General features: G+C 47.2%; 23 protein-coding genes. 10 read left to right on the top strand and 13 right to left on the bottom strand.

Features of this window, described 5'->3' with window-relative positions:
* Positions 1–110: 110 nt before the first annotated feature.
* From H6A12_RS00545 to H6A12_RS00530, 4 genes are all read right to left on the bottom strand, one after another.
* Positions 111–1,601, bottom strand: a complete 1,491-nt coding sequence (locus tag H6A12_RS00545; RefSeq protein WP_204443635.1) for an ABC transporter permease — start codon at positions 1,599–1,601, stop codon at positions 111–113.
* Positions 1,602–1,637: 36 nt separating this feature from the next.
* Positions 1,638–2,300 carry an ATP-binding cassette domain-containing protein gene (locus H6A12_RS00540; protein ID WP_204443632.1) on the bottom strand — a complete coding sequence of 221 codons (663 nt, stop codon included), beginning with the start codon at positions 2,298–2,300 and terminating at the stop codon, positions 1,638–1,640.
* 15 nt (positions 2,301–2,315) lie between these two features.
* The gene (locus H6A12_RS00535; RefSeq protein WP_204443624.1) at positions 2,316–3,806 is read right to left on the bottom strand and encodes an ABC transporter permease; all 1,491 of its coding nucleotides are present in this window, start codon (positions 3,804–3,806) and stop codon (positions 2,316–2,318) included.
* Between the two features lie 119 nt (positions 3,807–3,925).
* A complete protein-coding gene (locus H6A12_RS00530; RefSeq protein WP_204443622.1) occupies positions 3,926–5,419 on the bottom strand; it encodes an ABC transporter permease in 1,494 nt (497 codons plus the stop codon).
* 243 nt (positions 5,420–5,662) lie between these two features.
* Here H6A12_RS00530 and H6A12_RS00525 point away from each other — a divergent pair, with 243 nt between their 5' ends.
* Complete coding sequence (locus H6A12_RS00525; RefSeq protein ID WP_204443620.1) at positions 5,663–7,216, top strand: sulfatase-like hydrolase/transferase; 1,554 nt, start codon at positions 5,663–5,665, stop codon at positions 7,214–7,216.
* A 60-nt stretch (positions 7,217–7,276) separates the two neighbouring features.
* Here H6A12_RS00525 and H6A12_RS00520 read toward each other — a convergent pair whose 3' ends face one another.
* The 6 genes from H6A12_RS00520 to H6A12_RS00495 form a co-directional block, all read right to left on the bottom strand.
* The gene (locus tag H6A12_RS00520; RefSeq protein ID WP_204443617.1) at positions 7,277–8,122 is read right to left on the bottom strand and encodes a DUF3737 family protein; all 846 of its coding nucleotides are present in this window, start codon (positions 8,120–8,122) and stop codon (positions 7,277–7,279) included.
* A gap of 71 nt (positions 8,123–8,193) precedes the next feature.
* Positions 8,194–8,730, bottom strand: coding sequence for an ATPase (locus H6A12_RS00515; protein ID WP_204443615.1), 537 nt, complete (start codon positions 8,728–8,730; stop codon positions 8,194–8,196).
* Positions 8,717–9,235, bottom strand: coding sequence for a pantetheine-phosphate adenylyltransferase (gene coaD, locus H6A12_RS00510; RefSeq protein WP_204443613.1), 519 nt, complete (start codon positions 9,233–9,235; stop codon positions 8,717–8,719). The genes H6A12_RS00515 and coaD overlap by 14 nt, the downstream gene beginning before the upstream one ends.
* Positions 9,232–9,792, bottom strand: a complete 561-nt coding sequence (gene rsmD, locus H6A12_RS00505) for a 16S rRNA (guanine(966)-N(2))-methyltransferase RsmD (RefSeq protein ID WP_204443610.1) — start codon at positions 9,790–9,792, stop codon at positions 9,232–9,234. Before rsmD ends, coaD begins: the two co-directional genes overlap by 4 nt.
* Before the next feature lie 18 nt (positions 9,793–9,810).
* Positions 9,811–11,031 (bottom strand): FtsW/RodA/SpoVE family cell cycle protein, encoded by a 1,221-nt coding sequence (locus H6A12_RS00500; protein WP_204443608.1) that lies wholly within the window; start codon positions 11,029–11,031, stop codon positions 9,811–9,813.
* Between the two features lie 242 nt (positions 11,032–11,273).
* On the bottom strand, positions 11,274–12,950 hold the full coding sequence (locus H6A12_RS00495; RefSeq protein WP_204443606.1) for a formate--tetrahydrofolate ligase: 1,677 nt from the start codon (positions 12,948–12,950) through the stop codon (positions 11,274–11,276).
* 202 nt (positions 12,951–13,152) lie between these two features.
* Between H6A12_RS00495 and tsaE the strand changes: the two genes are divergently transcribed.
* The 6 genes from tsaE (at position 13,153) to H6A12_RS00465 (ending at position 17,356) form a co-directional block, all read left to right on the top strand.
* On the top strand, positions 13,153–13,581 hold the full coding sequence (gene tsaE / locus H6A12_RS00490) for a tRNA (adenosine(37)-N6)-threonylcarbamoyltransferase complex ATPase subunit type 1 TsaE (RefSeq protein WP_204443604.1): 429 nt from the start codon (positions 13,153–13,155) through the stop codon (positions 13,579–13,581).
* Positions 13,578–14,294 carry a tRNA (adenosine(37)-N6)-threonylcarbamoyltransferase complex dimerization subunit type 1 TsaB gene (gene tsaB / locus H6A12_RS00485; RefSeq protein WP_207753171.1) on the top strand — a complete coding sequence of 239 codons (717 nt, stop codon included), beginning with the start codon at positions 13,578–13,580 and terminating at the stop codon, positions 14,292–14,294. The genes tsaE and tsaB overlap by 4 nt, the downstream gene beginning before the upstream one ends.
* Entirely contained in the window at positions 14,291–14,752 is a 462-nt protein-coding gene (rpiB, locus tag H6A12_RS00480) for a ribose 5-phosphate isomerase B (RefSeq protein ID WP_204443595.1), read from the top strand. Before tsaB ends, rpiB begins: the two co-directional genes overlap by 4 nt.
* Before the next feature lie 21 nt (positions 14,753–14,773).
* Positions 14,774–15,403 (top strand): uracil phosphoribosyltransferase, encoded by a 630-nt coding sequence (gene upp / locus H6A12_RS00475; protein WP_204443593.1) that lies wholly within the window; start codon positions 14,774–14,776, stop codon positions 15,401–15,403.
* Positions 15,404–15,786: 383 nt separating this feature from the next.
* Positions 15,787–16,995 (top strand): DNA polymerase IV, encoded by a 1,209-nt coding sequence (gene dinB / locus H6A12_RS00470; RefSeq protein ID WP_204443590.1) that lies wholly within the window; start codon positions 15,787–15,789, stop codon positions 16,993–16,995.
* 43 nt (positions 16,996–17,038) lie between these two features.
* Positions 17,039–17,356 carry a TfoX/Sxy family protein gene (locus tag H6A12_RS00465; RefSeq protein ID WP_204443580.1) on the top strand — a complete coding sequence of 106 codons (318 nt, stop codon included), beginning with the start codon at positions 17,039–17,041 and terminating at the stop codon, positions 17,354–17,356.
* Positions 17,357–17,389: 33 nt separating this feature from the next.
* Here the strand turns inward: H6A12_RS00465 and mscL are convergent, their stop codons facing one another.
* A complete protein-coding gene (gene mscL / locus H6A12_RS00460; protein WP_345941203.1) occupies positions 17,390–17,923 on the bottom strand; it encodes a large-conductance mechanosensitive channel protein MscL in 534 nt (177 codons plus the stop codon).
* A gap of 215 nt (positions 17,924–18,138) precedes the next feature.
* Here mscL and H6A12_RS00455 point away from each other — a divergent pair, with 215 nt between their 5' ends.
* Complete coding sequence (locus tag H6A12_RS00455; RefSeq protein WP_204443578.1) at positions 18,139–19,518, top strand: TldD/PmbA family protein; 1,380 nt, start codon at positions 18,139–18,141, stop codon at positions 19,516–19,518.
* 12 nt (positions 19,519–19,530) lie between these two features.
* The gene (locus H6A12_RS00450; RefSeq protein ID WP_204443576.1) at positions 19,531–20,880 is read left to right on the top strand and encodes a TldD/PmbA family protein; all 1,350 of its coding nucleotides are present in this window, start codon (positions 19,531–19,533) and stop codon (positions 20,878–20,880) included.
* A gap of 66 nt (positions 20,881–20,946) precedes the next feature.
* On the opposite strand, the gene clpB is transcribed toward H6A12_RS00450, so the two are convergent.
* Positions 20,947–23,559: an ATP-dependent chaperone ClpB gene (gene clpB, locus H6A12_RS00445; RefSeq protein ID WP_204443992.1), complete on the bottom strand. Its 2,613-nt coding sequence runs from the start codon at positions 23,557–23,559 to the stop codon at positions 20,947–20,949.
* Between the two features lie 157 nt (positions 23,560–23,716).
* A complete protein-coding gene (locus tag H6A12_RS00440) occupies positions 23,717–24,916 on the bottom strand; it encodes a glycosyltransferase 87 family protein (RefSeq protein WP_204443574.1) in 1,200 nt (399 codons plus the stop codon).
* A 285-nt stretch (positions 24,917–25,201) separates the two neighbouring features.
* On the opposite strand from H6A12_RS00440, the gene H6A12_RS00435 reads away from it, so the two are divergent.
* Entirely contained in the window at positions 25,202–25,906 is a 705-nt protein-coding gene (locus H6A12_RS00435) for an ABC transporter ATP-binding protein (RefSeq protein WP_204443572.1), read from the top strand.
* Positions 25,907–25,909: the final 3 nt, after the last annotated feature.

The following is a 25,909-nucleotide window of genomic DNA, read 5'->3' as shown; positions in this document are numbered from 1 at the left end:
TGATGAAAACATCGTTTTCTTTAAAACAAAATGTAACGAATCCGCTCTCTTTTGATGTACAAAACACAAAGGCTGCATGCAACATGCAGCCTTTGTATCAAACAAAACAATCAACTCATTTTTGATAAGATCTCTCGCGGCTTCAGCCTAAACAGTGACACGGATGCCGCTATAACAGCAACCCAGGATAACAGCAGCCCTGCACCATACAAAATGAAAATATGGATGGGTTCCATTGTCACCGAAATCTCAGTGAGCGATTTCTCTTGCTGTGTATTTCCGACAATCGTTGGTGCAGCAGGTGTATTTATTGTATTATCCGGCTGTATAACAGTGGATGTTTCCTGTTGTTGCTGCTGTATTGTCGTTGTGAGTGTGCTATGCAGAAAATCTTCTGTCATATTGGAAATCAGCATATTGCTGAATATCGCCACCGTACATGCAAGCAGTGTCACCACTGTGATTTCCACGAGATACTGTGCAAGAATATTCACTTTTCGCAGTCCGACAGAAAGGAGAATGCCGGTTTCATGAATCCGATCTTTAATCCGCGATGAAAGCACCAGCCATAGTATGATCACGCCGATTGCAAACACCAGCAAAATTAAAAAATCAACCAGACGATTGATGCTCGAAAGCGGTCCTTCCACCGCAATAACACGTTCATTATTGGCATACGCGATAAAATCAATCGTTCGATAAAAATCATCACGTCGTTCAACAATTTTCATCATCGATTCAATATCAGCCGGGTCTTCTGCAAAAAAGTGAATCTGATCGTATTTTTCAAGTTCTTCATCCGATGCAACAGTAAAGGATTTCACTGTATTCTGTGTAGTAATAATCAGATTTTCCGCAGAAGTATATCCCGATTCCGATTCGGATGTTCCGTTAATCGAAAACAACCCGGCAATGGTTGCGGACGCATATGTCGGCTGTTCTATTTTATTTTCTTTCAGCACACTGTTTTGATCTCGCAAATAAACGGTATCGCCCACTGCTAATCCATTTTTTTGCGCCAAATCTTCACTGATTAAAATAAAACCGTTATCTTCTTCCGTTATATGGCGGCCTTGCGACAGTAAAATCGATTGATTCATAAAAAACGGATGAAACGCAGAATCAGTGCAAATGTCAACACCAAGCGTAATATAAATATCAGTCTGACTATCCTCCTGCTTGGCCTGTTCCTGCATCAGCAGATCGAGCGGGCCCGCAGTTCCCGGAACCAAATCAACATCTTTTCCGCCCTCTTCCTTGCTCATCCGCGCACGCCAAGTACGCGTTAAACAATAACCAGACAAACCGTCCAACTGACTCGAGATGGATTCTGCCAGTTCCTTTGTCGGCATCTTTCCAACAAAAATACGTTTTCCGGCTTCTTCATCGTAGTCGTATTTGTTATAGTTTTTCGTATTGGCTTCCACATAAAAGCTGCCGCCCAATGATTCCCGCACATTCAGCTGCGCAGTCTGAACGGCACCTTTTAATGAAATAGCGGAAAGTGCCAGCGTGGCAATCACCAAAATAATCAAAAACAACAGGATTGTTTTCCCGCGCTTTCGTGTGAGATATAAAAATGCTCTATGCAGCGGTGACATGTGCGTCACATCCTTTCTTGACCGACACCCATTCGATCAATTTGATTCTGTTTCAAGTTCAGCCGGGCGCTGCTTTTGAAGAACACCGTTTTTCAAGACCAAAACAGTATCCGCTTCTTTAGCCAGATCAATCGAATGCGTAACAATAATGACGCATTTGCCGGTTTCCTTCGCGCTTTCTTTTAAAATGTTTGTAATCTCAACAGACATTGCATCATCGACGTTTCCGGTCGGTTCATCTGCTAAAATAACCCGTGTATTTGCAACAAGTGCTCTCGCAATGGCAACACGCTGCTGCTGGCCGCCTGATAGTTTTAACACATTTCGCTTGATCTCACTTTCCGTCAGTCCCAAACGTTTCAGCGCTGCCATTGCAGTTTCTTTCGTTGCAGACAGCGCCGCATTTTCAAGCGGTGTCATATAGTCAATTAAATTGTAATTTTGAAAAATAAACGATACATGTTCACTTCTGTGTGCTCCTAAACCCGTTTGCCGGATATCTGTTCCATCAAACAAAATGGTCCCTTTTGTCGGCACATCCAGTCCGCCGAGCAAAGACAGCAATGTCGTTTTTCCACATCCGGACGGACCTAAAATTGCATATACTTTTCCTTCCTCAAATGAAACGGAAATATCATCCAACACATTCTTTGTTCCGTCATAGGAATATGTAACAGAGCGAACTTCCATAATTGACATAACAGATCTCTCCTTCTAACTCATTTTCGAAAGAATTTCCCGCGGCTTTAACCGGAACAGCGAAACAGACGCGGCGATGACCGCAATCCACGCCATCAGCAAACCGCCAACATACAAAATAACAATCTCTCCGGCTTGAATGGAAACAGTGAGTTTTGTCAGATTTTGTGTTTCTTCTGCTTCTACATTCTCATTGTTTATCCGCTCTTCCACTTCAAGCTGTTGGGTATAGCTTTCGATTCCACTGTTAACAGTGTCCCGAAGCATTGCTGTTCCGACATTTTGGGCAATCAGTCTGCTGGTAAAAATCGATAGCGTACACGCAAGAAGCACAATTACTGTCGTTTCCGCAAGATACTGCATCAAAATATTTGCCTTTTTCACACCCATAGAGAGCAAAATGCCGGTTTCACGCACACGCTCTTTGATCCGTGCAGAGAGCACAAGGCCCAAAATAATCACGCCCACAATCAGTATCAGCACGATCAAAACGGTAACAATCTGTGTGATGCTTTGAAGCGGCCCTTTGATCGCATGAAGTGCTTCGTTGCGAACTGTCACCACATAGTCGCTGTCTTCTTCAAATGCAGGAAGCGACTGTACCTGCCTGATCATATGATCAAGACTGTCGGGACGATTCGCATAAAAGTGAATGTGCGTAAACGGACTTGCGATTTGGCTGTATTTGACATCATAGATCGCACGTGTGCCTTCTGTGATAAACATCATGTTTTCAAGTGCATCGCAGGAAAACTCAACAGTCTCTTCTTTGATCACCTCAAACAAACCGACAATTTCTACCGGTGCAAAAACAGCCTCGGTCTTCCCTTCTTCATACAGATCAAGGTTTCTGTCTCGAATATAAATCATATCCCCGATTTGCAGACCGTTAAATTCAGCGAGTTCCTCATTGATGATCACAACGCCTGTTTCACTGTCGTTGATATGGCGGCCTTTCACAAGCCGCACGTCGTTTTCCATAAAGCGATAATCCAGCGAGGAATCGGTGCAGACATGCACGTTAAAGGATGTAAGAGTATCGGTATGTACAAACCCGCTCGCTTTTGCTTCGGCCATAAGCTTTGCATCATACGAATTAATTCCCACTGCAATGTGAGAAAGATCATAGCCATTCTGCGGATTACCGTCCAGCGCCTTGAACACGCGCACACGATCATCGCCCGACAGATTGTATCCGCGCAGATCGTCAAACTCCTGCGCCATCGTTTCTGCCAACTCTTTCGTGGGACCGTCGCCAATAAACCGTGTGTACATCCCCGCTTCATTGGATATCACTGTCCAGTTGCTTATTTTATCATAATTTGATGTTACGATCAGACACCCGTTCAACGCTTCCTGTACATTGAGCTGTGCGATTTCCAGCGCACTATTCAGTGCAACCGACGAAAGTGCCAGTGTTGCAATCACTAAAACAATGAAAAATAAGCTGATTGTCTTCACACGTTTCCGTGTAAGGTACAAAAAAGTTCTGTGAAACAACGACATAATCCCACATCCTTCTGCTTGTTTGATTCAATCGTATCAAAAACATACAGAAAAATCAAGTATAATTATAGTAATTATATATATATTTTTATCACTGCAGTATTAAAGTAATTGTATAGTCAGCTCATTTTTGAAAGAATTTCCCTCGGCTTTAACCGGAACAGCGAAACAGACGCGGCAATGACCGCAATCCATGCAAGCAGCAAACCGCCAACGTACAAAATAACAATCTCTCCGGCTTGAATGGAAACGGTGAGTTTTGTCAGGTTTTGCGTTTCTTCTGCTTCTACATTCTCATTGTTTATCCGCTCTTCCTCATCAAGCTGCTGCGTATAACTTTCGATTCCACTGTTGACCGTGTCCTGCAGCATTGCTGTTCCGACATTCTTTGCAACGAGCATACTGCTGAAAATCGAAACTGTGCATGCAAGAAGTACAACCACTGTCGTTTCCACAAGATACTGCATCAAAATATTCGTTTTATTCGTGCCTACGGAAAGCAAGATACCCGTTTCACGCACACGTTCTTTGATACGCGCCGAGAGTACAAGACTTAAAATAATCATACCGACAATCAAAATCAGCACAATTAGAATGGTGATGATCTGATCGATATTCTGAAGCGGCCCTTTGATTGCACGAAGTGCTTCGTTGCGAACCGTCACCACAAAGTCGCTGTTCTCTTCGAAGCCGGGAAGTGCCTGCACCTGCTCGATCATACGCTCCAGATTATCGGGTTCTTGTGCATAAAAGTAAATACGGTTAAACGGACTTGTTGTTTCTTCATATCTGACATCATAGATCTCACGCGTACCCGCCGTGATAAATATCATGTTTTCCGGCGCTATGTAAGAAAACTCAACAGGATATTCCTTGACAATTTCAAACAAGCCCACAATCTCAACCGGTGCAAAAACAGCCTCGGTCATTCCTTTTTCACGCAAATACATGTTGGAATCGCGCATATAGATCGTATCGCCAACTTGCAGATCATTAAATTCCGCAAGTTCTTCACTGATTATCGCAACGCCTGTTTCGTCCTCATTGATATGACGTCCTTCCACAAGCCGCACTTCGTTATTCATAAAGTAATAGTCAAGGGAAGAATCCGTGCAGACACTCACATTATAGGTAGCGGCGTAATCTAAATGTGCAAATCCGCTTTCTTTGGCTTCCACTATATTTTCTGCATCATACGTGTTGGTTCCGACTGCAATATGAGAAAGATCATACCCATTTTGCGGGTTACCGTCCGGCGCCTTGAACACGCGCGCAAAATCACGACCGGATAAGTTATATCCCTGCAAGCCGCCAAGCTCCTGCGCAATCGTTTCCGCCAAATCTTTGGTAGGAAGTGTGCCGGTAAAATGCATTCCTAACACCACTCCATCCACTGTAACAGCTTCCCAGTTGCTCGATTGATCATAATTTGGCTCTACAATCAGGCATCCGCCCAGCGACTGCCGCACATTCAGCTGTGCTGTTTGCAGTGCTCCTTTTAACGAAACAGCCGAAAGCGCCAGTGTTGCAATCACCAAAATGATAAAAAACAAGCTGATTGTTTTCACATATTTTCTCGTAAGATACAAAAAGGCTCTGCGAAGCAACGACATAATCTCACATCCTTTTATTTCTTTGATTTAATTATATCAAAGAATACACAAAAGTCAAGTATAATTACAATTATTTTATATATATTTGTCTTTTAATTCTTTGAAAATCAGAAAACAGAAAGATGAAAGGCGATTGTATATATCACTGCAAACAATTTCATTTTCTTCATTGCACTCAATTTTGTATTGTGATATAATAAATATGTTATTACAAATCAAAATCCAACGAGGGGATTTTTTACAATGAAACGGAAGAATATCATTTTCATCTGCACAGACCAACATCGCAAAGATACGCTGTCTGCATATCGGAGCAATACCATCTGCAAAACGCCTGTGCTCGACCAATTGGCAAAAGAGAGTGTTGTATTCGACAATACATACACCACCTGTCCGGTTTGTACGCCTGCACGCGGTTCCATGCAGACAGGACTGTATCCGTCCAAAACCGGTATGGAAACGAACTCGTTCCAGACAGGCTGCCGTACACACGAGCTGTCCGATGTACCGTTTTTATTAAACCGCCGCTTAGAATCGGTCGGTTACCGCTGTGGGTACACCGGCAAGTGGCATTTAGGTGTCGGAAAAGACAAAACCGCAACCGGAGAAGGAAAAGCATTGCTCGGTATTTTGGAAAAAGGCTTTTTGGAGGTTGCGCCATATATCGGACGCGGCTGTGTTCCGACTGAAATCGGCTATATCGGCGATGACTTCCCCGGCCACGGAAACGGCGGCTGGCGTTTTCCGCAGTTTGAGCAATATTTAAAAGATAACAATCTTTCCCTTTCGATCATCAATCAGACCACCGGAAAACTGCCGGGTGACCATTCGACAGTCGGCGAGGTCACTTCTCCGATTGAGTCGACGATCGAATATTACTTGGTTGAGCGTGCAAAAGCGATTGTTGACGAGCTGTCGCAGGATGATCAGCCGTTTTACTTCCAGCTGAATTTCTGGGGACCGCATGAACCGTTCTTTGCACCGACAAAATATCTTGACATGTATCGTGACGTCGAGATTCCGGAAAATCCCTCCTTCTCCGAGGACGTATCCGACGGACCGCGTATTTACAACCTGATTCGCCGTCCGGAAGTGTCGTGGGACTTCTTTCAGGATACACTGCGCCATTATTATGCTTGTACCACTCATATTGACGCACAGATCGGCCGTTTCCTTGATTATTTGAAAGAAAAAGGACTGTATGAGGATACCATGATTATTTTCTCGGCGGACCACGGCGACAACCAAGGATGCCATGGCGGACTGGAAAACAAATCGTACAGCATGTATGACGATACCACGCAAATTCCGCTGTTTATCAAGCCGGCACGTGCACAATACGAAGGCTATCATCAGGATGCTTTTGTCGGAACCTGTGACATCTATGCAACGATTTTAAAAGAAGCCGGTTATGAGCCGACTGATGCGTTTGGATATGGTGACGGACGTCCGCTCAATGATTTTATCGATCAGCCTGACCTTCCTTGGAGCGACGAAATCATGTGCGAAGGCATGGGTGCATTCTCCGTGATTGTGACACAGCGCATGTTCCGAAAAGGAAGATACAAATATGTATTCAACGGTGCTGACAAAGATCAGTTCTTTGACATGGAAGCCGATCCGAATGAGATGCACAACTTGATTGACGATCCATCCTATGCGGATGATTTGTATCGTGTAAAAAATGTATGTGCAGATTGGATGCAGGAACACGGCGATATTATTCGCGATGCGTTCTGCAAACTCAATCACTTAAAAGAATGGGAAACACTTTATAAAGAGATAGACACAAAATAATCACAAAAGCCGGCGCTTCCAATGAAGCGCCGGCGTTTTCGTTTCCGGATTTTTTCACTTTTATTGATGCGTGCATGTAATCACACATGTTGAACCGTTCGCAGACTCATCCATGATGATTTCACCGATATTGTCTGCTGTAACATATCCGCTCATCGGATTTTTTACGCTGACAATTTCGCCGCGCACCGTTGCCTGAACATCACTTCTTTCAAACGAAAGATCCGTTTCTTCCATTTCGCAATCTTCAAGAACAAGCCCTTTTGCATAACAAAGCGGCTGTGTACCGATGATTTTGCACCGGATCAAATGCAGATTTTCCGAATACCATCCAAGATATTCTCCGCGCACAATACTGTCTTTTACCGTGACATTTTTACTGTGCCAAAATGCATCTTTTGTATTGAGCACGCTGTTTTCAATCAGCACATCTTCCGTATACTGAAACGAGTATTTCCCGTTCAGTGTAAAATCAGAAAGCTTCATCTTCGATGTTTTCAAAAAAGCATATTCAGCAGTCAGCGACGTATGTACCAATGTGAGGTCCTGCGAAAACCAGCCGAATTCCGGCGAAACAATCTCTGAATCAGAAATCGAAACACGTTTGCATTCACGTACTGCTTTAATGCCGTTCAGCTTCGAATTTAAAATCGAAATATCCTCATCATACCAAAGTGCTGCACGACAAGTATCTGTCATTGTGCAGCGTTCAATGGTAGCATGGTGTGTATGCCAAAACGGATAACGCAAACGAAAATCGCAGTCTGAAACAACCAGATCGCTTGTTTCCTTTAATGCAGATTCCCCGTCCGCTGGTCCGTCAAACAGACAGTTTGAAACCGTCGCGTGGCTGATGCCGTACAGCGCGCGTTCCTCATCTAATGTTAAATGTTCATAGACGGTCATTTTCAAAAATCCCCTCTCTGCTATAATCACCTGCAGAATATCTGCAGGTGATCTTTTTCATCTTTTGTTTTTTATTTTGTTTTTTCGGTGTGTTCCGAATCCCTAACATCGTGTTTTGTCTCAGGAGATTTAATCTCAGGAGACGGGACAGCAGGTGCAGCTGCAGGTTTCCGTACTGCCTGACGGGTTGTCTTAATCTCCTGCAGCGAATTGATCAAAAGCTCTTCCGCATTCTTCAAAATATTCTCGACATATTCATTTGCGGCACGTTTGATCTCGCGGCTCTGCGTATTCGCCTGTGCCAGAATCTCTTTTGCACGCTGTTGGCTTTGTTTGACGATCTCGCTGGTATCCACAAGTTTTTTGGCACGTTCTTCTGCAATTTTAAGCTTTGATTCCGCTTCTTTCCGTGCATCGTCAATGATGATTTTACGATCATCCACAATCGTGCGCGCCTGTTTTAATTCGCTCGGCATATTCAAACGGATATCATCAAGTGCTTCACGGATTTTTTCAATATCAACCACGCATCGGCCGCCGGACAGCGGTACAGTCCATGCCGCATCCAAGATATCATCAATTAAATCGAGATTTTCACGTATTGTCATAGTGGATTTCCTCCTTCATTTGTCTTTGACGAAGCAGTCTTGCTTTCACAATGTCATGAATCTCAGGCGGAACACAGTCGCTGATATCACCGCCGAACCAAGCAATTTGTTTGACAAGACTTGAGCTTAAATACATGTTTTGATGACGGGTTGTTAAAAAGACGGTTTCCGCCTGCGGATATAGTTTTTTATTTGCAAGCGCCATCTGAAATTCATATTCAAAATCGGAAACTGCGCGAAGACCTTTGACAATCGCACAAGCGCCTACGCGTTTTACATAGTTCGCCAAAAGCTCATCCATCACATCCACCTGCACATTATGCAGATCGGAAATGCATTTTTCAATGAGTTCCACACGCTCAGAAAGCGAAAAACAAGGCGATTTTTCCGCATTCACACTGACCGTTACAATCACTTTGTCAAATAACCCTGCAGCACGTGTGATAATATCCAAATGGCCTCTTGTCACCGGGTCAAAGCTACCCGGACACACTGCAATTCTCATTCCTGCGCCTCCTCTTTTTGATCCTGTCTGCGAAACGCCGAAATCGAAATTCTGCCATAACGATATTCCTTTGTCCGAACAAAACCACCAAACGACAGCGGCGGCTGATCACTGCGCTCGTGCTCACACAGAATAACGCCGTTCGCAGAAACAAGCGGTGCGATCAGCGGCAGTGCTTCCTGCACAAATCCTTTTGAATACGGCGGATCCAAAAACACAAGATCAAACGTATCTTTTGAGGATTTTAAAAACATCTGATAATCCATCGCGGCAACACGCGCCTGTTTCATCAGACCTGTTGTTGTGAGATTTTTTTTCGTCACATCCTGAGACGCACGCGAAGAATCCACAAACACACAGGATTGTGCGCCGCGGGACAGTGCTTCGATTCCCATTTGACCGGAGCCGCAGAACAGATCAAGCACTCGCGCGCCCTCCACTTCAAATTGAATCGCACTGAACACGGCTTCTTTCACTTTATCGGTTGTCGGACGGACATCCATTCCGGCAACCGGCAAAAGCACACGTCCGCGTGCGCTTCCGGTAATCACTCGCATAGCGTTCTCCTTTCTATATTAAAATACAGTCGTTGTCTTTTTATTTTTTCGGTACACACTCAATACCAATCCGATCGCCATATAGTTGACGACAGCGGATGTGCCGCCGGCGCTGAAAAACGGAAGCGTTACGCCGACAACCGGAACAATACACAATACCATGCCGATGTTCACGACAATCTGGAAAAACAGCATTGCAAACACGCCGCAGCAAATGAGTGTTCCCTCTGTATCTTTTGATGCACGTGCTGTCAGCAATATTTTAACACATAATGCCGTCAGAAGCAACAGCGCAGCGAGACAGCCGATAAATCCCATTGTTTGCCCGATATAAGAAAAGATAAAATCGTTGTGTGCCTCGGGTACATAGTAGAGGCTGTCCTGTTTAAACAATCCGCGGCCTGAAAGCTGTCCCGAACCAAGCGCAATTCGTCCAAGATATTGCTGCCATCCTTTTCCGTCGCCGGACAGATAGAGTTCCGGATTCTGTGCCGCCAAAAAGCGCGATTTTAAAAAGTCGGGCAGATACATCCATGCAACCGGCACAACCGCAGCAGCGCCGATGAGTCCCACGGCAATCAGCCGCCAGGAAAGTCCTGCTGTAAACATCATAACGACAAAAATCATCATAAATACCATCGCGGTACCGATATCACTTTGCAGGACAATCAATCCAAACGGTGCCATCGCATGCAGACACAGCAAAAGAAAATTCTTCGGCCGGTTGATTTCGCCGCCCACATGTGACAAATGAAGCGAAAACGTTAAAATGAATGACAGCTTTAAAAGCTCCGACGGCTGAAATGTCGTGACGCCAAGATCGAGCCACGCTTTATCGGTCGGTGCATTTGGGTTTGGTGCAACACCGATCACAAATGTGAGCAATACAAGCCCAACGGCAAGCGGCGCATGCATTTTCCAAAGCTTTGTCATGATATTATAATCGATCTTTGACAGAAACAGCGCAACGACCAATCCGATCAGAATTGCCGCCGCCTGTACAATGACAACTTTCGCGGTTCGCTGTCCATATGAATAAAATGAGAGCAGACACGCCATGCTGATTCCGGAACAAGCAAGGCATATAAAAACAGTAATCAAATCGAGTGTTTTTAAAAATTCACCCACCCGATTCAAAATTCCTTTCATAAATTCCTCCCCCGCTAAGCGGTATTGATTCGCCGCGCCTTGCGGCGTTCCTTCGCATTGGGCGGGCTCCGCCTGTTTCTTGCTGCCCAATGCGGAAGTGCTCCTTAAGAAAGCATCCATGCAAAGATATAGCAAACACTTCCCGGAAACTGTGCGAAGCGACTGCCGCGCCTTGCGGCGTTCCTTCGCATTGGGCAGGCTCTGCCTGTTTCTTGCTGCCCAATGCGGAAGCGCTCTTCAAGAAAGCACCTATAACAAAGGCTTTTCTCTCGATAGAATCCACGCCGTTAGGCGTGAACTGCCGCACTGCAAGTGCCCGCACCGCAGGTGCCTTAGAAGAGGCCTTCGATGACGCCGTCCTCAGTGACATCAATACGCTCTGCCGCCGGAACTTTCGGCAAACCGGGCATTGTCACAATCGTTCCGGTATATGCCACAATAAAGCGCGCACCTGCGTTGACGCGGACGTCGCGTACATTCAGTGTAAAGCCTTCCGGTGCACCGAGCAGCGTCGGATCATCCGACAGTGAATACTGTGTCTTTGCAACGCAGACCGGATAATTGCCCATTCCAAGCGACTCAATCTCACGGATCGCACGTTTTGCCGCCGGTGTATAAGAAACATCACCCGCATGATAAATCTTTTTCGCAATCGCATCCATTTTCTCATAGACGGTGGTGTCATCTTCGTAAATCGGTGCAAAGTGTGTTGTTTCCGCATTTTCTTCAATAACACGGCAAACGGTCTCAGCAAGTTCGATGCCGCCCTCTCCGCCTTTTGCAAACACTTCGGAATATGCACATTCCACCTGTTTTTCTGCACAGTACGAAGAAACAAACCGGACTTCCTCGTCGGTATCGGTCAAGAAACGGTTGATCGCCACCACAACCGGCACGCCGTACAGCCGCATATTGTCGATATGCGCACCGAGATTTTTGATGCCTGCTTTGAGCGCATCCATGTTTTCCTCTGCTACATGCGCTTTGTCCACACCGCCGTTGTATTTCAGTGCACGAATTGTCGCAACAACAACGATGCAGTCCGGATGCAGATTGCCGAACCGGCATTTGATATCCAGGAATTTCTCCGCACCAAGGTCAGAGCCGAAGCCCGCTTCGGTAATTGTGTAATCTGCGAGTTTCAATGCAAGCTTTGTTGCGGTGATCGAGTTGCATCCGTGCGCAATGTTTGCAAACGGGCCGCCGTGCATAATCGCCGGCGTGTTCTCGAGCGTCTGCACAAGGTTTGGCTTGAGCGCGTCTTTTAACAGTGCAGTCATTGCACCCTCTGCTTTGAAATCGCGCGCAAACAGCGGACGATTATCGTACGTATAGCCCACAAGAATCGATGCAAGCCGCTCTTTTAAATCCGCAAGATCGGTTGCAAGGCACAAAATTGCCATAATCTCGCTTGCAACTGTGATCTGGAAGCCGTCTTCACGCGGAATACCATTGAGTTTTCCGCCCAGACCAATCGTGACATTACGCAGTGCACGGTCATTCATATCAAGACAGCGTTTAAACAAAATGCGTCTTGGATCGAGCGAAAGTGCATTGCCCTGCTGCAAATGGTTGTCAACCAGTGCGGAAAGCAGGTTGTTTGCCGCGGTAATCGCGTGCATATCGCCGGTAAAATGCAGGTTGATATCCTCCATCGGTACAACCTGCGCATAGCCGCCGCCAGCCGCGCCGCCTTTGATGCCGAACACCGGTCCTAAGGACGGCTCACGCAGCGCAATGATTGCATTTTTGCCGATCTTCTTCATTGCCTGACCAAGACCTACTGTTGTTGTGGTTTTTCCCTCACCGGCAGGCGTTGGGTTAATTGCCGTCACCAAAATAAGCTTTCCGTCCGCCTTGTCTTTGAGCGAATCAAACAGCGCATGATCGAGTTTGCATTTATACCGTCCGTACGGCTCAACATACTGCTCGTTAATCTGCAAGTCCTCTGCAATTTGCATGATCGGCTTCATTTTTGCCTGTTGTGCGATTTTGATGTCCGAAAGCATAGATCGTTTCTCCTTTAACATGATTTCAAGAATTGGTTTTAGTATACCATACCTTTTTCTTTTTTTCTACAGAATACTTGAATTTGTCTTTGTGAAATACTATAATAGAAGCGAAAAAACTGTCGGTTTGCGCTTTTTTCAGAAAAAACGCATGGTCGCCGACAGTTGTTTTGTGAGGAAAACCCTTTTTATAGGAGGAATTATGCAACAATACACTTCGCATTCTGTAAACGAAACAGAATCGATTGCAAAAGAAATTGCCGCAAAGCTTTCTCCGGGCGATGTGATTGCTTTTTTAGGTGGTCTTGGCGCGGGAAAAACAGCATTTGTCCGCGGACTGTTTGAAGGGCTTGGCTGTAAAGGCGAAGCGGCTAGTCCCACCTTTGCGATTGTGCATGAATATCCGGGTCCCATCCCGTTATATCATTTTGACATGTACCGGGTACACACACTTGACGATCTTTACTCCACCGGCTTTTTCGACTACATGGAGCAAGGCGGCATTTTAGCGATTGAATGGAGCGAAAACATCGCCGGTGTGCTTGACGAGGAACAAACCATTTTTATTGATATTGAGAAAACCGATGAAACCACGCGGTCAATTCGAATTTACGGAGGCGGAAAATTTTGAAAATTCTTGCGCTTGACACTTCTGCAAAAACCACATCGGTCAGCTTTTGTGATGACACTCATGTCATTGCGGAATTTTCCGTGAATACGATGCGCACACATTCACAGACATTGATGCCAATGATCGAATCGGCACTCTCCTGCTGCGGCGCTGCACTCTCCGAAACCGAGCTGTTTGCAGTCAGCAGCGGTCCCGGTTCGTTTACAGGACTTCGCATCGGCATCGGTGCGGTCAAAGGCTTGGCACTCGGACTTTCAAAGCCGTGCATCGGTGTTTCGACACTGGAAGCACTCGCGTATAATATGATCGATCAAAACGGTATCATCCTAGCGGCAATGGACGCGCGCTGCAAACAGGTATATTGTGCGCTGTTTGAAGCAGAAAACCAAACAATGACACGTCTGACACCGGATACAGCATGTTCGATTGCATCACTCAGGGAAACGATTGCATCCTTTGCGGATGCACCGATTACACTCGTCGGAGACGGTGCACATCTGTGCTTTAAAGAACTTTCCGATGAATTTCCGACACTCGTTTTGGCATCCGAACCAAACCGGATGCAGCGCGCATCAAGCGTTGCACGCTGTGCACTCAGCCATTTCCCGCAAGACTGTACCGATGCCGCTGATTTAATGCCATTTTATTTACGTTTGCCGCAGGCACAGCGTGAACTGCTGCGTAAACAATCAACAGGAGGACAATCTTTATGACAAACGAATTTGTATTTTCCCGCATTGCCGTTGGCAGCGACCACGCTGGTTTCCAGCTTAAAAATCAGCTGATTCAGTGGCTTTCCGACCAGGGACTCACACCGATCGACTGCGGTTGCTACTCGGAGGAAAGCGTTGACTACCCGAATATTGCAGAGGCGACCTGCGAAAAGGTTCTTTCAAAAGAAGCAGACTGCGCGCTTTTAATCTGCGGTACCGGTATCGGTATTTCGATCGCAGCAAACAAGATTGACGGTATTCGTGCTGCACTTTGCACCGACTGTTTCTCCACAAAATACACCCGTCTGCACAATGATGCAAACGTGATCTGCTTCGGCGCACGTGTCATTGCGGGCGGTTTGGCAGAAGAATTGCTGTCTATTTTCTTGAAAACACCGTTCGAAGGCGGCAGACATCAGCGCCGCGTTGATTTAATCACTGCACTGGAACAAAAATAATCATAAAAAAGGAGTCATGTTATGAAACAGCCGTTTATCATGAATCATCCGCTCATCGACCACAAAGTCACGCTCCTTCGCGACAAACGGACAGGCTCGAAAGAATTCCGGGCGCTGATTTCCGAAATTGCGATGTTTATGTGCTACGAGGCAACCCGCAATTTGTCTACCACAGAAATCGAAGTTGAAACACCGATCTGCAAAACAACGGCAAAGACGCTTGCTGGCAAAAAGCTCGCATTTGTTCCGATTCTGCGTGCCGGACTTGGCATGGTGGACGGTGTGCTGAACATGATTCCGGCGGCAAAAGTCGGACACATCGGTTTATATCGTGATCCGGTGACGAAAGAGCCGCACGAATATTACTGCAAGCTGCCGGCAGACGTTGAAAACCGCGATGTCATTCTGCTTGATCCGATGCTGGCAACCGGTGGTTCGGCGGTGGATGCTGTTCGTCTGCTCAAAAACCATGGTGTCAAATCAATCAAATTCATGTGCATCATTGCGGCACCGGAAGGTCTGGACGCACTGACAAAAGCACATCCGGACGTCGAGGTATACTGCGCAGCGCTTGACGAGAAGTTAAACGATCACGCATACATTGTACCGGGACTGGGTGACGCAGGCGACCGCATTTTCGGCACCCTCTAACCGGGCTAAGCCCGGCGTTAATCGTTGCGGCTGAGGCCGCAACGGTGGGGGCAGTCGCATTGGACAGGATTGCCTAATGCGGAATTTCTTCCACGAAAAATATCAATATTAAAAGAAACAAAAGCAGGGTCTTTCCCTGCTTTTTCCTTTTAAAAAACCAGTGCAAAGGCTTCGCACCCGCTCCCTATAGAGTGTGCGAAGCGACCGCCGCACCGCAGGTGCCCGCTAAGCGGGATTGATTCGCCTGCGGCAAGCACTGGCGGAAAGATATAGCATCCACTCCCTATAGAGTGCGCGAAGCGATTGCTCGCCGCAGGCGTGAACGATTGTTCTTGAATAAAATATGCGGGTGTGGTATACTGAAAAAAAGGCAGGTGAACCATATGGACCGCGTGATTCTGCACAGCGACTGCAACAATTTTTATGCGTCGGTAGAGTGCATTCTTCGTCCTGAATATAAAGAGATTCCGATGGCAGTCTGCGGCAATCCGGACAGCCGTCATGGCATTATTTTAGCGAAAAACGAGCTTGCCAAAGCATGCGGCGTCAAAACAGCGGAAACAATCTGGCAGGCAAAGCAAAAATGCCCCGATCTGTTCTTAACACCGCCGCATCACAAGCTTTATCATGAATATTCCAAACGACTAAACGCGATCTACTGTTCGTTTACCGATTTGGTCGAGCCGTTCGGGATCGATGAAAGCTGGCTTGACGTCACAGGCAGCCGGATGCTGTTCGGAACGGGCGAAGAAATCGCAGAAGCCATTCATGAGCGCGTCAAAAACGAATTGGGACTCACCGTATCGGTCGGCGTTTCATTTAATAAGATTTTTGCAAAGCTTGGCAGTGACTATAAAAAGCCGGACGCTACAACCGTCATCACGCGTGAAAATTTCCGCTCACTGCTCTACCCTCTCCCCGTTTCTGACCTGCTCTTTGTGGGCAAACGCACCACTGCTTTTTTTGAAAAATATGCGATTCATACAATCGGCGATTTAGCCGCTTGCGATCGTGATTTTCTAAACCGCCATCTGCAAAAAGCAGGCGAAATGCTCTGGCTGTATGCAAACGGTATGGAACATGCACCTGTTTCACGCTATGAGGATGCAGTCAATCGCTTCCCGAAATCGGTGAGCAATCAGATTACCTACCCCGCCGACCTGTGCGGCACAGCGGAAATTTTGCCTGCCGCGCTCGCGCTGTGTGATCAGGTAGCTGCCCGGCTGCGGCAGGCAGGTGCAAAATGCCAGACGGTTCAGCTGCAAATCAAAACGCCTGCATTTACGTCCATTCAGCGGCAGTGCACGCTTGCGGCACCGACACACTCCGCTAAAACAATGTATCGCTGTGCACGGGAGCTGATCGAAAGCTGCACCAATGATTCCACACGTGTGCGAATGCTCGGTATTGGCGGTGCAAATCTCGTACCCGATTCACTCGGCACGCAAACCTCATTTTTCTCTTTTGACGATACAAGCCGGGAAGAGAAAAACCAAAAAATCGATGCGGCTATGGATCGTGTACGCCAAAAATTCGGCACAGACGCCATTTCGTTTGCTTCATTGATTGAACACACGGATTCCAAACCATAACCGATCTCTTTCTGATGACAACGATTTAAAAGGAGGTTATCTTGTGTCAACGAGCAAAGACTATATGGATTTTTTATTAGATCAGCTATCCTCTCTTGATGGGATCACCTGTCGCAGAATGATGGGCGAATATTTACTGTACTATCGCGGAAAAGTTGCAGCATACATTTGTGATGATCGTTTTTTAGTAAGACCTGTACCGTCTGCAATCAGATTGCTCCCCGATGCGCCCTATGATTCCATCAATACAGACGGCAGAAAAAAATATCTGCGTGTCGACTGCGTTGATGATCGCGATTTTTTAACACAGCTGCTCGAGGAAATGTACGATGAACTGCCGTTTCCAAAATCGAAACAATAAAAAAGCTGCTCTTTTAAGAGCAGCTTTTTTATTTTATTCCGGATTATGTACAGAAGCAGCATCATACTCATCCGATTCTGACACGGCGGACGCGTCCGCTGCGGGCGTGTTCTCCCGCTTTAACAAATCGCGGATTTCCGTGAGCAGCAGCACCTCATCCGACGGCTTCGGCGGCTCTTTTTTCTCTTCTTGTTTCGTGCGTTTTCTGCGCAGCATGTTGAGCACCTTTACAAGGATGAAAACCGACAGTGAGATGATTAAAAATTCGACAATTTTTTGAATGAACATCCCGTAGTTGAGCGAAACTGCCGCTGTTTCCTCTGTCGCAGGAGCAATCACCCATTTTAAATCCTCAAAATTGACACCACCCATCAAAAATCCGACGACCGGCGTCAAAATATCTTTTACCATCGAATTGACAATCGCAGTAAACGCAGTACCGACAATGATACCGACGGCCATATCAATTACGTTTCCGCGCGAAATAAACTCACGAAATTCTTTTACAACCTTGACTTCCTTTACTTTTGAAAGCTTCAGCTGTTCTTTGTCAAGCTTTTTCATCATACGACCTCCCGTTTTCATTTTCTTTATTATACTACAAATTCGTACGATTTTCAAATTTCATGTTTGTATGTCCTGTCTGTAAATACGATGCGATACAGTTGAATTTATTATCAAAATGGTATACAATAAACACCAAAGCGGTTTGTTTTGCAAGTACATGTACAGCAAAGCATGCCGAAACATTCCCTGCACCTTGTGTGCGGAAAGGAGATTTTATGATCCAGAGAGAACTTTTAACGGAAGCACTTCATACCGCAATGTCTTCCGGTGCGGATTTCGCTGAAATCTATGCGGAGCGCACAAAAACCAATCAGGTTTCCATGATCGACCGCCGTGTCGAGCAGGTCACTGACGCGCTGTTGAGCGGTGTCGGCATCCGTGTCTTTAAAGGACTGCGCTGCGTCAATGCGTCAACGACCGATTTAACCCGCAGCGGTCTGATCGCCTGCGCAAAACGTGTGGCAGACGCACTCGGCGAAGGAAAAGAAGAGGTTTCCATCCACTTAAATGAGCGCCGGTTCGGTGATATCCATCCGATTCGCATTGTTCCGGCAACCGCGTTAAAGCAAGTGAAAATTGACCTTGTCAAAGAGGCGTCCGACGCAGCGTTTGCACAGGGTGACCGCATTTCTCAGGTAGCAGCAACACTGCTTGACGTCGACCACGAAATCCTTATCGCAAACAGCGACGGACTTTTGACCTCCGACCGGCAGATCCGCACCCGCATGGCGGTACAGGCTGTCGCAAGCAAACCGGGCGAAAACCAGACCGGTTCCTGCTCACCGGGCAGACGGATGGGTCTTGAATTGTTCGAGATGATCCCGCCGCGCTCGATCGGTGAGAAGGCTGCGTGTCAGGCGCTTACAATGCTCGATGCCGAATACTGCAAAGCAGGCACAAAAACAGTTGCGATTGAAAATGGCTTCGGCGGCGTTATTTTCCACGAGGCGTGCGGCCATTCTCTCGAGGCAACATCCGTGGCGATCAACGCATCACAGTTTGCCGGCAAACTCGGTCAGCAGATCGCAAATGAAAAGGTCACCGCAGTCGATGACGGTACGATCCCGAATGCTTGGGGTTCCATCAATATCGACGACGAAGGCACCCCGTCTGCACGCAACGTGCTGATTGAAAACGGTATTTTGAAATCGTATATGATCGACAAATTAAACGGCAGACGTATGGGCATGGCGCCGACCGGCAACAGCCGCCGCCAGGGCTATTCGTTTGCACCGACCTCTCGTATGACGAACACATTTATCGAAAACGGTCCCGACAAAAACGAGGACATCATCGCTTCGATCGAAGACGGCTTATATGCAAAACAGATGGGTGGCGGCTCAGTCAACCCGCTCACCGGTGCGTTTAACTTTGCCGTCACCGAGGGTTATATCATCAGAAACGGTAAAATCTGCGAGCCGGTCCGCGGCGCAAGCCTCGTCGGAAACGGCAAAGAGATTCTCATGAACATCGACATGGTTGGACAAAACCTTGAAACGGCACAGGGTATGTGCGGCTCCTCGAGCGGCAGCATCCCGACAGACGTTGGTCAGCCGCTCATCCGCGTTTCGTCCATCACCGTCGGCGGCAGATAAGGAGGATGCGTTATGAATCAAAATGAAATGAAACAGATCATCTCGGATGCCGCAGCCAAAGCAGGAATCAACGAGTACGAGCTCTATTTTGAAGAGGCACAGGGCACCGACGTCACAATCTTTGAACGCGAAGTCAAAGAATTCAGCAGTGAAGAAGTCGCAGGCGTTTGCTTTCGGTGTTTAACCGGCAATAACATCGGCTATGCGTCGACCGAACTGTTTACGGAAGATGAACTTGCCGCGCTCCCCGCACGTGCACTCGAAAATGCAAAACTCATCGAAAGCGGCGACGCACAGCCGTTTTACAAGGCAGGCGATACCTATCGCCCGGTGGTGCTGCAGAGCCGTTCCCCGCTTGCTTCGAGCAGTGATTATATCCACACGGCAATGGAGGCACAGGAAGCGGCATATGCGGCAGATGACCGCATCACGACCGGCACAGAAACCTCCTGCGGCGGCGTGCGTAAAAAAATCTGGCTGTTTAACTCAAACGGACTTGATTTTTCCGCTGACTATGGCTACGATGTATTGGTAAGTGGTCCGGTTGCACGCGACGGCGAAGAATCGACCGACGGCATGACGTTCGCTTATGGCAAGCTGTCCGAGCTTGATGCGAAAAACATTGCAAAAACCGCAGTTTCTCGTGCAGTTTCAAAACTCCATGCAAAACAGCAGACATCCGGACAGATGCCGGTTGTATTCAGCGGCGAGCAGATGTGCACGATTCTGTCGGCGTTTTTATCGGTATTCTCGGCAGACGCGGCACAGAAAGGTCTTTCGCTGTTGTCCGGCAAAGAGAATGAAACGATTGCATCACCGTGTGTCACACTCATCGATGATCCGTTTTACAAGGACAGTCCGGTACAGATGTCGTTTGACGCGGAAGGTGTCGCGACCTTCACAAAGCCAGTCATTGAAAACGGTGTACTGAAAACACTCTTGCACAACCGCAAAACAGCGCAGAAAGCAGGCGTTGCTTCCACCGCAAACGGTGCAAAACACAGCTATGCAGATGCAGTTTCGATCAGTCCATACTGCTTCTATTTACAGCCGGGCGATGCTTCGTTCGACACACTCATCGACGGTATCGAATCGGGTGTTTATATCACGGCGCTCAAAGGTTTGCACGCAGGCGCAAACGCGATCACCGGCGACTTTTCAATTGACAGCGAAGGCTTTACGATTGAAAACGGCAAGCTTGGCGGCGCGGTTCGTTCGTTTACGGTAGCAGGCAACTTCTTTGACCTGTTAAAAAACATCCGCGGCTTTGACAACGCATTTTACCTCGACTACCCGTCGGGCGTAACAGTGCTCGGCAGTGCAGATGCACTGGTAGACGGCTTAACAATTGCGGGTAAATAACCCCGAACAAATAAAAAAATCCTGACCAACTGGTCAGGATTTTTTTCATATCAGGCATATTGCCTTTTATTCCGGTTTAGAAACCGATACAGTCAGTTCCCCGTTTTGCAGTCCGACAGTCAGTACGCTGTTCATCTGCATATCCTGTGACAAAATCGCCTTTGCAATCAGCGTTTCGACATTCCGCTGGATAAACCGGCGAAGCGGACGTGCACCATACATCGGATCATATCCGTTTTCGATGATATATGCCTTTGCCTCCGGTGTGACGACACACGAAAGCTGCTGTGCTTCCAGGCGGCGGTTGACATCTTTGAGCATCAAATCGATGATCTTTGTCATATCGTCGCGTGTGAGCGGTTTGTACATGACAATCTCATCTAAACGGTTTAAGAATTCCGGACGGAACGAACGCTTGAGCAACGCTTCCACCTGCTCCTCAGCTTCCGGTGTGATTTCACCCGACGCATCAATACCGTCAAGCAGGAAGTTGGAACCAAGGTTCGAAGTCAAAATCAGAATTGTGTTCTTAAAGTCAACCGTTCTGCCCTGCGAATCGGTAATCCGGCCGTCATCCAGCACTTGAAGCAGGACGTTAAACACATCCGGATGCGCTTTCTCAACCTCATCGAACAAAACAACCGAATAAGGTTTGCGGCGAACCGCTTCAGTCAGCTGACCGCCCTCCTCATAGCCGACATATCCGGGAGGAGCACCGATCAAACGGGACACAGAGTATTTCTCCATGTATTCGCTCATATCGATTCGCACAATGTTGTGTTCATCGTCAAACAACAGTTCTGCAAGTGCTTTTGCAAGCTCTGTCTTGCCGACACCGGTCGGACCTAAGAACAAAAACGAACCGATCGGGCGGTTCGGCGCCTGAATGCCTGCACGCGAACGAAGAATTGCTTCGCTGACTTTGGTGACAGCCTCATTCTGGCCGACCACACGCTCGTGTAGTTTCTCATCCAAATGCAGAAGCTTCTCGCGCTCACCTTCCATCAGTTTTGCAACCGGAATACCCGTCCACCGCTCGATAATCCGTGCGATTTCCTCTTCCGTAACCTTATCACGCAGAAGCGACTGATTGCCCGGAAGCTCTTCCGCTTTTTTCTCCTCTGCTTCGAGCTCTTTGGTCAGTGCAGGCAGTTTGCCGTATTTTAACTCAGCTGCTTTGTTTAAGTCATACTCCTGCTCGGCACGCTCGATCTGTTTGTTCAAATCTTCAATCTGCGCACGGAGTGTCTGCACCTTGCCGATTGCCGATTTCTCATTTTCCCATTTTGCCTTCATTTCATTGAATTGGCTGCGCATTTCGGCAAGTTCTTTGCGAATTTCCTCCAAATGCTCTTTCGAAAGCGTATCGTTTTCTTTCGACAGTGCAGCTTCTTCAATCTCATGCTGAATGATGCGGCGCTGGATGACATCGAGTTCTGTCGGCATCGAGTCGATCTCGGTACGAATCATTGCACATGCTTCATCGATCAGGTCGATTGCTTTATCCGGCAAGAACCGGTCGGAAATATAACGGTTCGACAGCGTTGCCGCCGCAATGATTGCCTGGTCTTGAATTTTTACGCCGTGGTAAACCTCATAGCGTTCTTTCAAGCCACGCAGAATTGCGATTGTATCCTCGACGGTCGGCTCATTGACCAAAACCGGTTGGAATCGGCGTTCAAGTGCCGCGTCTTTTTCGATGTACTGCCGGTATTCATCGAGCGTTGTTGCACCAATACAGTGCAGCTCACCGCGTGCAAGCATCGGTTTTAACAGGTTGCCGGCATCCATTGCGCCGTCTGTTTTGCCTGCGCCGACAATTGTGTGCAGCTCGTCGATGAACAGAATGATCTGTCCGTCTGACTTTTTGACTTCAGCGAGTACGGCTTTTAACCGCTCTTCAAACTCGCCGCGGAATTTTGCACCGGCAATGAGCGAACCCATATCAAGTGAGAAAATCGTCTTATTCTGCAAGCTGTTCGGCACATCACCGCGGACAATACGCTGTGCAAGTCCTTCTGCGATTGCCGTTTTACCGACACCCGGTTCACCGATAAGCACCGGGTTGTTTTTCGTTTTACGCGAGAGAATCCGGATCACATTCCGAATCTCATCGTCACGGCCGATGACCGGATCGAGTTTCTGACTGCGCGCACGTTCCACCAAATCGGTGCCGTACTTTTTCAGCGCATCATACGTTGCTTCCGGTGAATCGGTTGTCACACGCTGACTGCCACGCACGGACATCAGCGTATTCAAAAATGCATTCTTTTCAATATGATAGTCGGAGAAAAGCTGTTTGACCGCACGGTTCGGCACATCGAGCATTGCCAAAAACAAGTGCTCCACCGAAACAAAATCATCTTTCATGCTGTCAGCCGTTTTTTCCGCCGTGGTAAGCATTCGGTCAAGATCCTGTGTTACATAAATCTTTCCGGCTTCCCGTCCGGGACCCGAAACAGACGGAAGCGCATTCACCTTCGCCTGTGTATCCGCAGTCAAACGAGCCGTATCCACATTCATGGAAGAAAGCAACTGTGGGATAAGCCCCTGATCCTGCGTTAAAAGCGCAAGCAGTACATGCTCCTCGTCCAGCTGCGGCGTCTGCCGTTCGATTGCCAGTTCCTGTGCGGACTGAATCGCCTCGAGCGAACGCTGTGTAAATTTTTGAGCATTCATCATGATACCGCCTTTCTGTTTGCGTCTTATTTGCTCGTACCTCTTCGGTACGATTTTTATTTTAGCGGTTAATTATGATCTATGCTTATCAAAATTATGTCTAAACCATGAATTTTAGCACTCTTTTGATGCGAGTGCTAAAATTTCAGTCCAACATTCAGATCTTGTCGTACCGAACACTGACCAAGCGGTTTTCAGCCGCCTTCGCGTCCGTATAAAGCTGTTTTGCCATCAACACAAGCGCACTTCCCATCATCGCAGCACAGACAACAAGCGGCACCGGTTCTTCTCCGAACAAAAACGGCAGATATGTGAGAAACGACGCACCCACCACAAGAATCGGCACATAAAAACGTTTCGGCCGACGAATTGCATACAGCAACGCAAACACATCTGCCGGGAAGAAATACCGCTCGTGCATGTGCGGCAGCAAAAACGGTACAAGAATCAAGAGCAGAAGCGATACTTGAAGCAAAAAGTCCGGTGTTATCGGCAATTTCTTTTCCCAAATCCACCACAGCAAAAACAGCACCGCTGTACCGCATAAGAGAATCATCGCCGTACTCATGCCGCTGCTTTGGGAATCTGCCAATACCGCGCAGAAGCTCGCGGCGTTTTTCGACAGATTCCGGTATGTGCCTGCCTGATTTAAATAGACAAGCAGCATTTCAAAGAAATTCCGCCCTGCCAAAGCCGCCGGCAAAATCCCTGCAACATAAACCGCCGGAATCAAAAACAGATGGCGGAATTTCATTTTCCCGCGCAAAACAAGTACAAGCAGAAGCGGCGCAAAAAAGATCGCCTGCAATTTAAACGAAAAGGAAAGTCCAAAAAACACACACGTCAAAATCGGGCGGTTTTTCACCGCTGCAAAAAAGGATGCAAGGAGAAAAAACGTGAAAATCGAATCACACTGTGCCCATGCGGCACTGTTCAACCACACCGTCGGACACAAAAGCACCGCCGTATATGCAAGAATTGCACCGGTACGATTGTTGTACACCGACAAAAACAGTTTTGCTGCCAAAATCGCCGCCAAAATATCAAATACACACGACACAATCTTAATCGCAAACAAACTATTGATCGGCAGATATGTCAACAGGGCCAAAATATAAAGATACTGCGGCGTATAGTTGCCGATTGAAAGGCCGATTCCCGGAATTCCACCTGCTGATTGCAGCGATTCATACCAGTCCTTTAAAAAGTAAACATAGTCGCCTGACTGCATCGGAAAAAATGCCAAGCGAATCACCAGCGCAAAAAAAGTCGCCATGATCAGCAAAATGATGTCGATCAGCCGAAACATCTGCCGTTTTCCAATCGGCTCGGATAATAACTCATCTAAATGTATCATTGAATTTCTCCTGTTCTCATTTCATTGGATTTCTATCCCATAACGGCAGACCGGCATGGGATTTCTTATGTTTTTGACCGCCTGCAAAGAGAAACGGAAAACGGCAGTTAACATCAAAAGAATAATCACCGCTTTGCAAGTTATTATACCACAAATCTGCTGGTAAAAAAACATGAAAAGAATGTCGATTGTTCACAGGTTTGTTACGAATCTGCGTATCACACATGCTATAATAAAGAAAAGCAAAACCGACTGGCGGTCGGTTTTTATTCGGGAGGGTATGCTATGGAACCTTTCATTACGTTTAAAAATGTAACAAAAACATACCGCATGGGTGAAGTCGACATTCATGCACTGAGCGGTGTGAATTTCTGTGTGGAAAAAGGAGAGTTTGCGATTGTCGTCGGTCCGAGCGGCGCCGGCAAATCCACCATATTGAATGTTTTAGGCGGCATGGACAGCTGTGACGGCGGCACAATCACAGTCGACGGCAATCTCATCAGCGACTATAACCGCAAACAGCTGACTGCATATCGCCGTTCGGATATCGGATTTGTATTTCAGTTTTACAATCTTGTGCAGAATCTCACGGCGCTCGAAAACGTGGAGCTTGCAAGCGAAATCTGCAAAAACCCGCTCGACGCCGCAAAAACGCTCGACATGGTGGGACTTTCCGAACGAAAAGGAAACTTCCCTGCTCAGCTTTCCGGCGGCGAGCAGCAGCGTGTTGCAATCGCCCGGGCACTTGCAAAAAATCCAAAGCTTTTGCTCTGTGACGAACCGACCGGTGCACTCGACTATCAAACCGGTAAAACGATCTTAAAACTGTTACAGGACACCTGCAAAGAAACCGGCATGACCGTCATTGTTATCACGCATAACCAAGCCATCACCGGAATGGCTGACCGCGTGATCGAGGTCAAAAACGGATTGGTGTCTTCCATGCATATAAACGAACACCCTGTTCCTGTCCAAACATTGGAGTGGTGATCT

This window comes from Merdimmobilis hominis (assembly GCF_016901855.1).
In the GTDB taxonomy this organism is placed as follows: domain Bacteria; phylum Bacillota; class Clostridia; order Oscillospirales; family Ruminococcaceae; genus Paludihabitans.
Note: the sequence above shows the minus strand (reverse complement) of the source record. Positions and strands in the feature narration are given on the sequence as shown.

Coding starts and splice junctions, on each gene's coding strand:
- H6A12_RS00545 (WP_204443635.1), bottom strand. CDS start 1,601: ATGTCACCGCTGCATAGAGCATTTTTATATCTCACACGAAAGCGCGGG.
- clpB (WP_204443992.1), bottom strand. CDS start 23,559: ATGAATGCTCAAAAATTTACACAGCGTTCGCTCGAGGCGATTCAGTCC.
- H6A12_RS00435 (WP_204443572.1), top strand. CDS start 25,202: ATGGAACCTTTCATTACGTTTAAAAATGTAACAAAAACATACCGCATG.
- H6A12_RS00455 (WP_204443578.1), top strand. CDS start 18,139: ATGATCCAGAGAGAACTTTTAACGGAAGCACTTCATACCGCAATGTCT.
- coaD (WP_204443613.1), bottom strand. CDS start 9,235: ATGAGAATTGCAGTGTGTCCGGGTAGCTTTGACCCGGTGACAAGAGGC.
- H6A12_RS00495 (WP_204443606.1), bottom strand. CDS start 12,950: ATGCTTTCGGACATCAAAATCGCACAACAGGCAAAAATGAAGCCGATC.
- upp (WP_204443593.1), top strand. CDS start 14,774: ATGAAACAGCCGTTTATCATGAATCATCCGCTCATCGACCACAAAGTC.
- H6A12_RS00530 (WP_204443622.1), bottom strand. CDS start 5,419: ATGTCGTTGCTTCGCAGAGCCTTTTTGTATCTTACGAGAAAATATGTG.
- H6A12_RS00535 (WP_204443624.1), bottom strand. CDS start 3,806: ATGTCGTTGTTTCACAGAACTTTTTTGTACCTTACACGGAAACGTGTG.
- tsaE (WP_204443604.1), top strand. CDS start 13,153: ATGCAACAATACACTTCGCATTCTGTAAACGAAACAGAATCGATTGCA.
- rsmD (WP_204443610.1), bottom strand. CDS start 9,792: ATGCGAGTGATTACCGGAAGCGCACGCGGACGTGTGCTTTTGCCGGTT.
- dinB (WP_204443590.1), top strand. CDS start 15,787: ATGGACCGCGTGATTCTGCACAGCGACTGCAACAATTTTTATGCGTCG.
- H6A12_RS00450 (WP_204443576.1), top strand. CDS start 19,531: ATGAATCAAAATGAAATGAAACAGATCATCTCGGATGCCGCAGCCAAA.
- mscL (WP_345941203.1), bottom strand. CDS start 17,923: ATGATGAAAAAGCTTGACAAAGAACAGCTGAAGCTTTCAAAAGTAAAG.
- H6A12_RS00440 (WP_204443574.1), bottom strand. CDS start 24,916: ATGATACATTTAGATGAGTTATTATCCGAGCCGATTGGAAAACGGCAG.
- H6A12_RS00515 (WP_204443615.1), bottom strand. CDS start 8,730: ATGACAATACGTGAAAATCTCGATTTAATTGATGATATCTTGGATGCG.
- H6A12_RS00525 (WP_204443620.1), top strand. CDS start 5,663: ATGAAACGGAAGAATATCATTTTCATCTGCACAGACCAACATCGCAAA.
- H6A12_RS00520 (WP_204443617.1), bottom strand. CDS start 8,122: ATGACCGTCTATGAACATTTAACATTAGATGAGGAACGCGCGCTGTAC.
- rpiB (WP_204443595.1), top strand. CDS start 14,291: ATGACAAACGAATTTGTATTTTCCCGCATTGCCGTTGGCAGCGACCAC.
- H6A12_RS00540 (WP_204443632.1), bottom strand. CDS start 2,300: ATGTCAATTATGGAAGTTCGCTCTGTTACATATTCCTATGACGGAACA.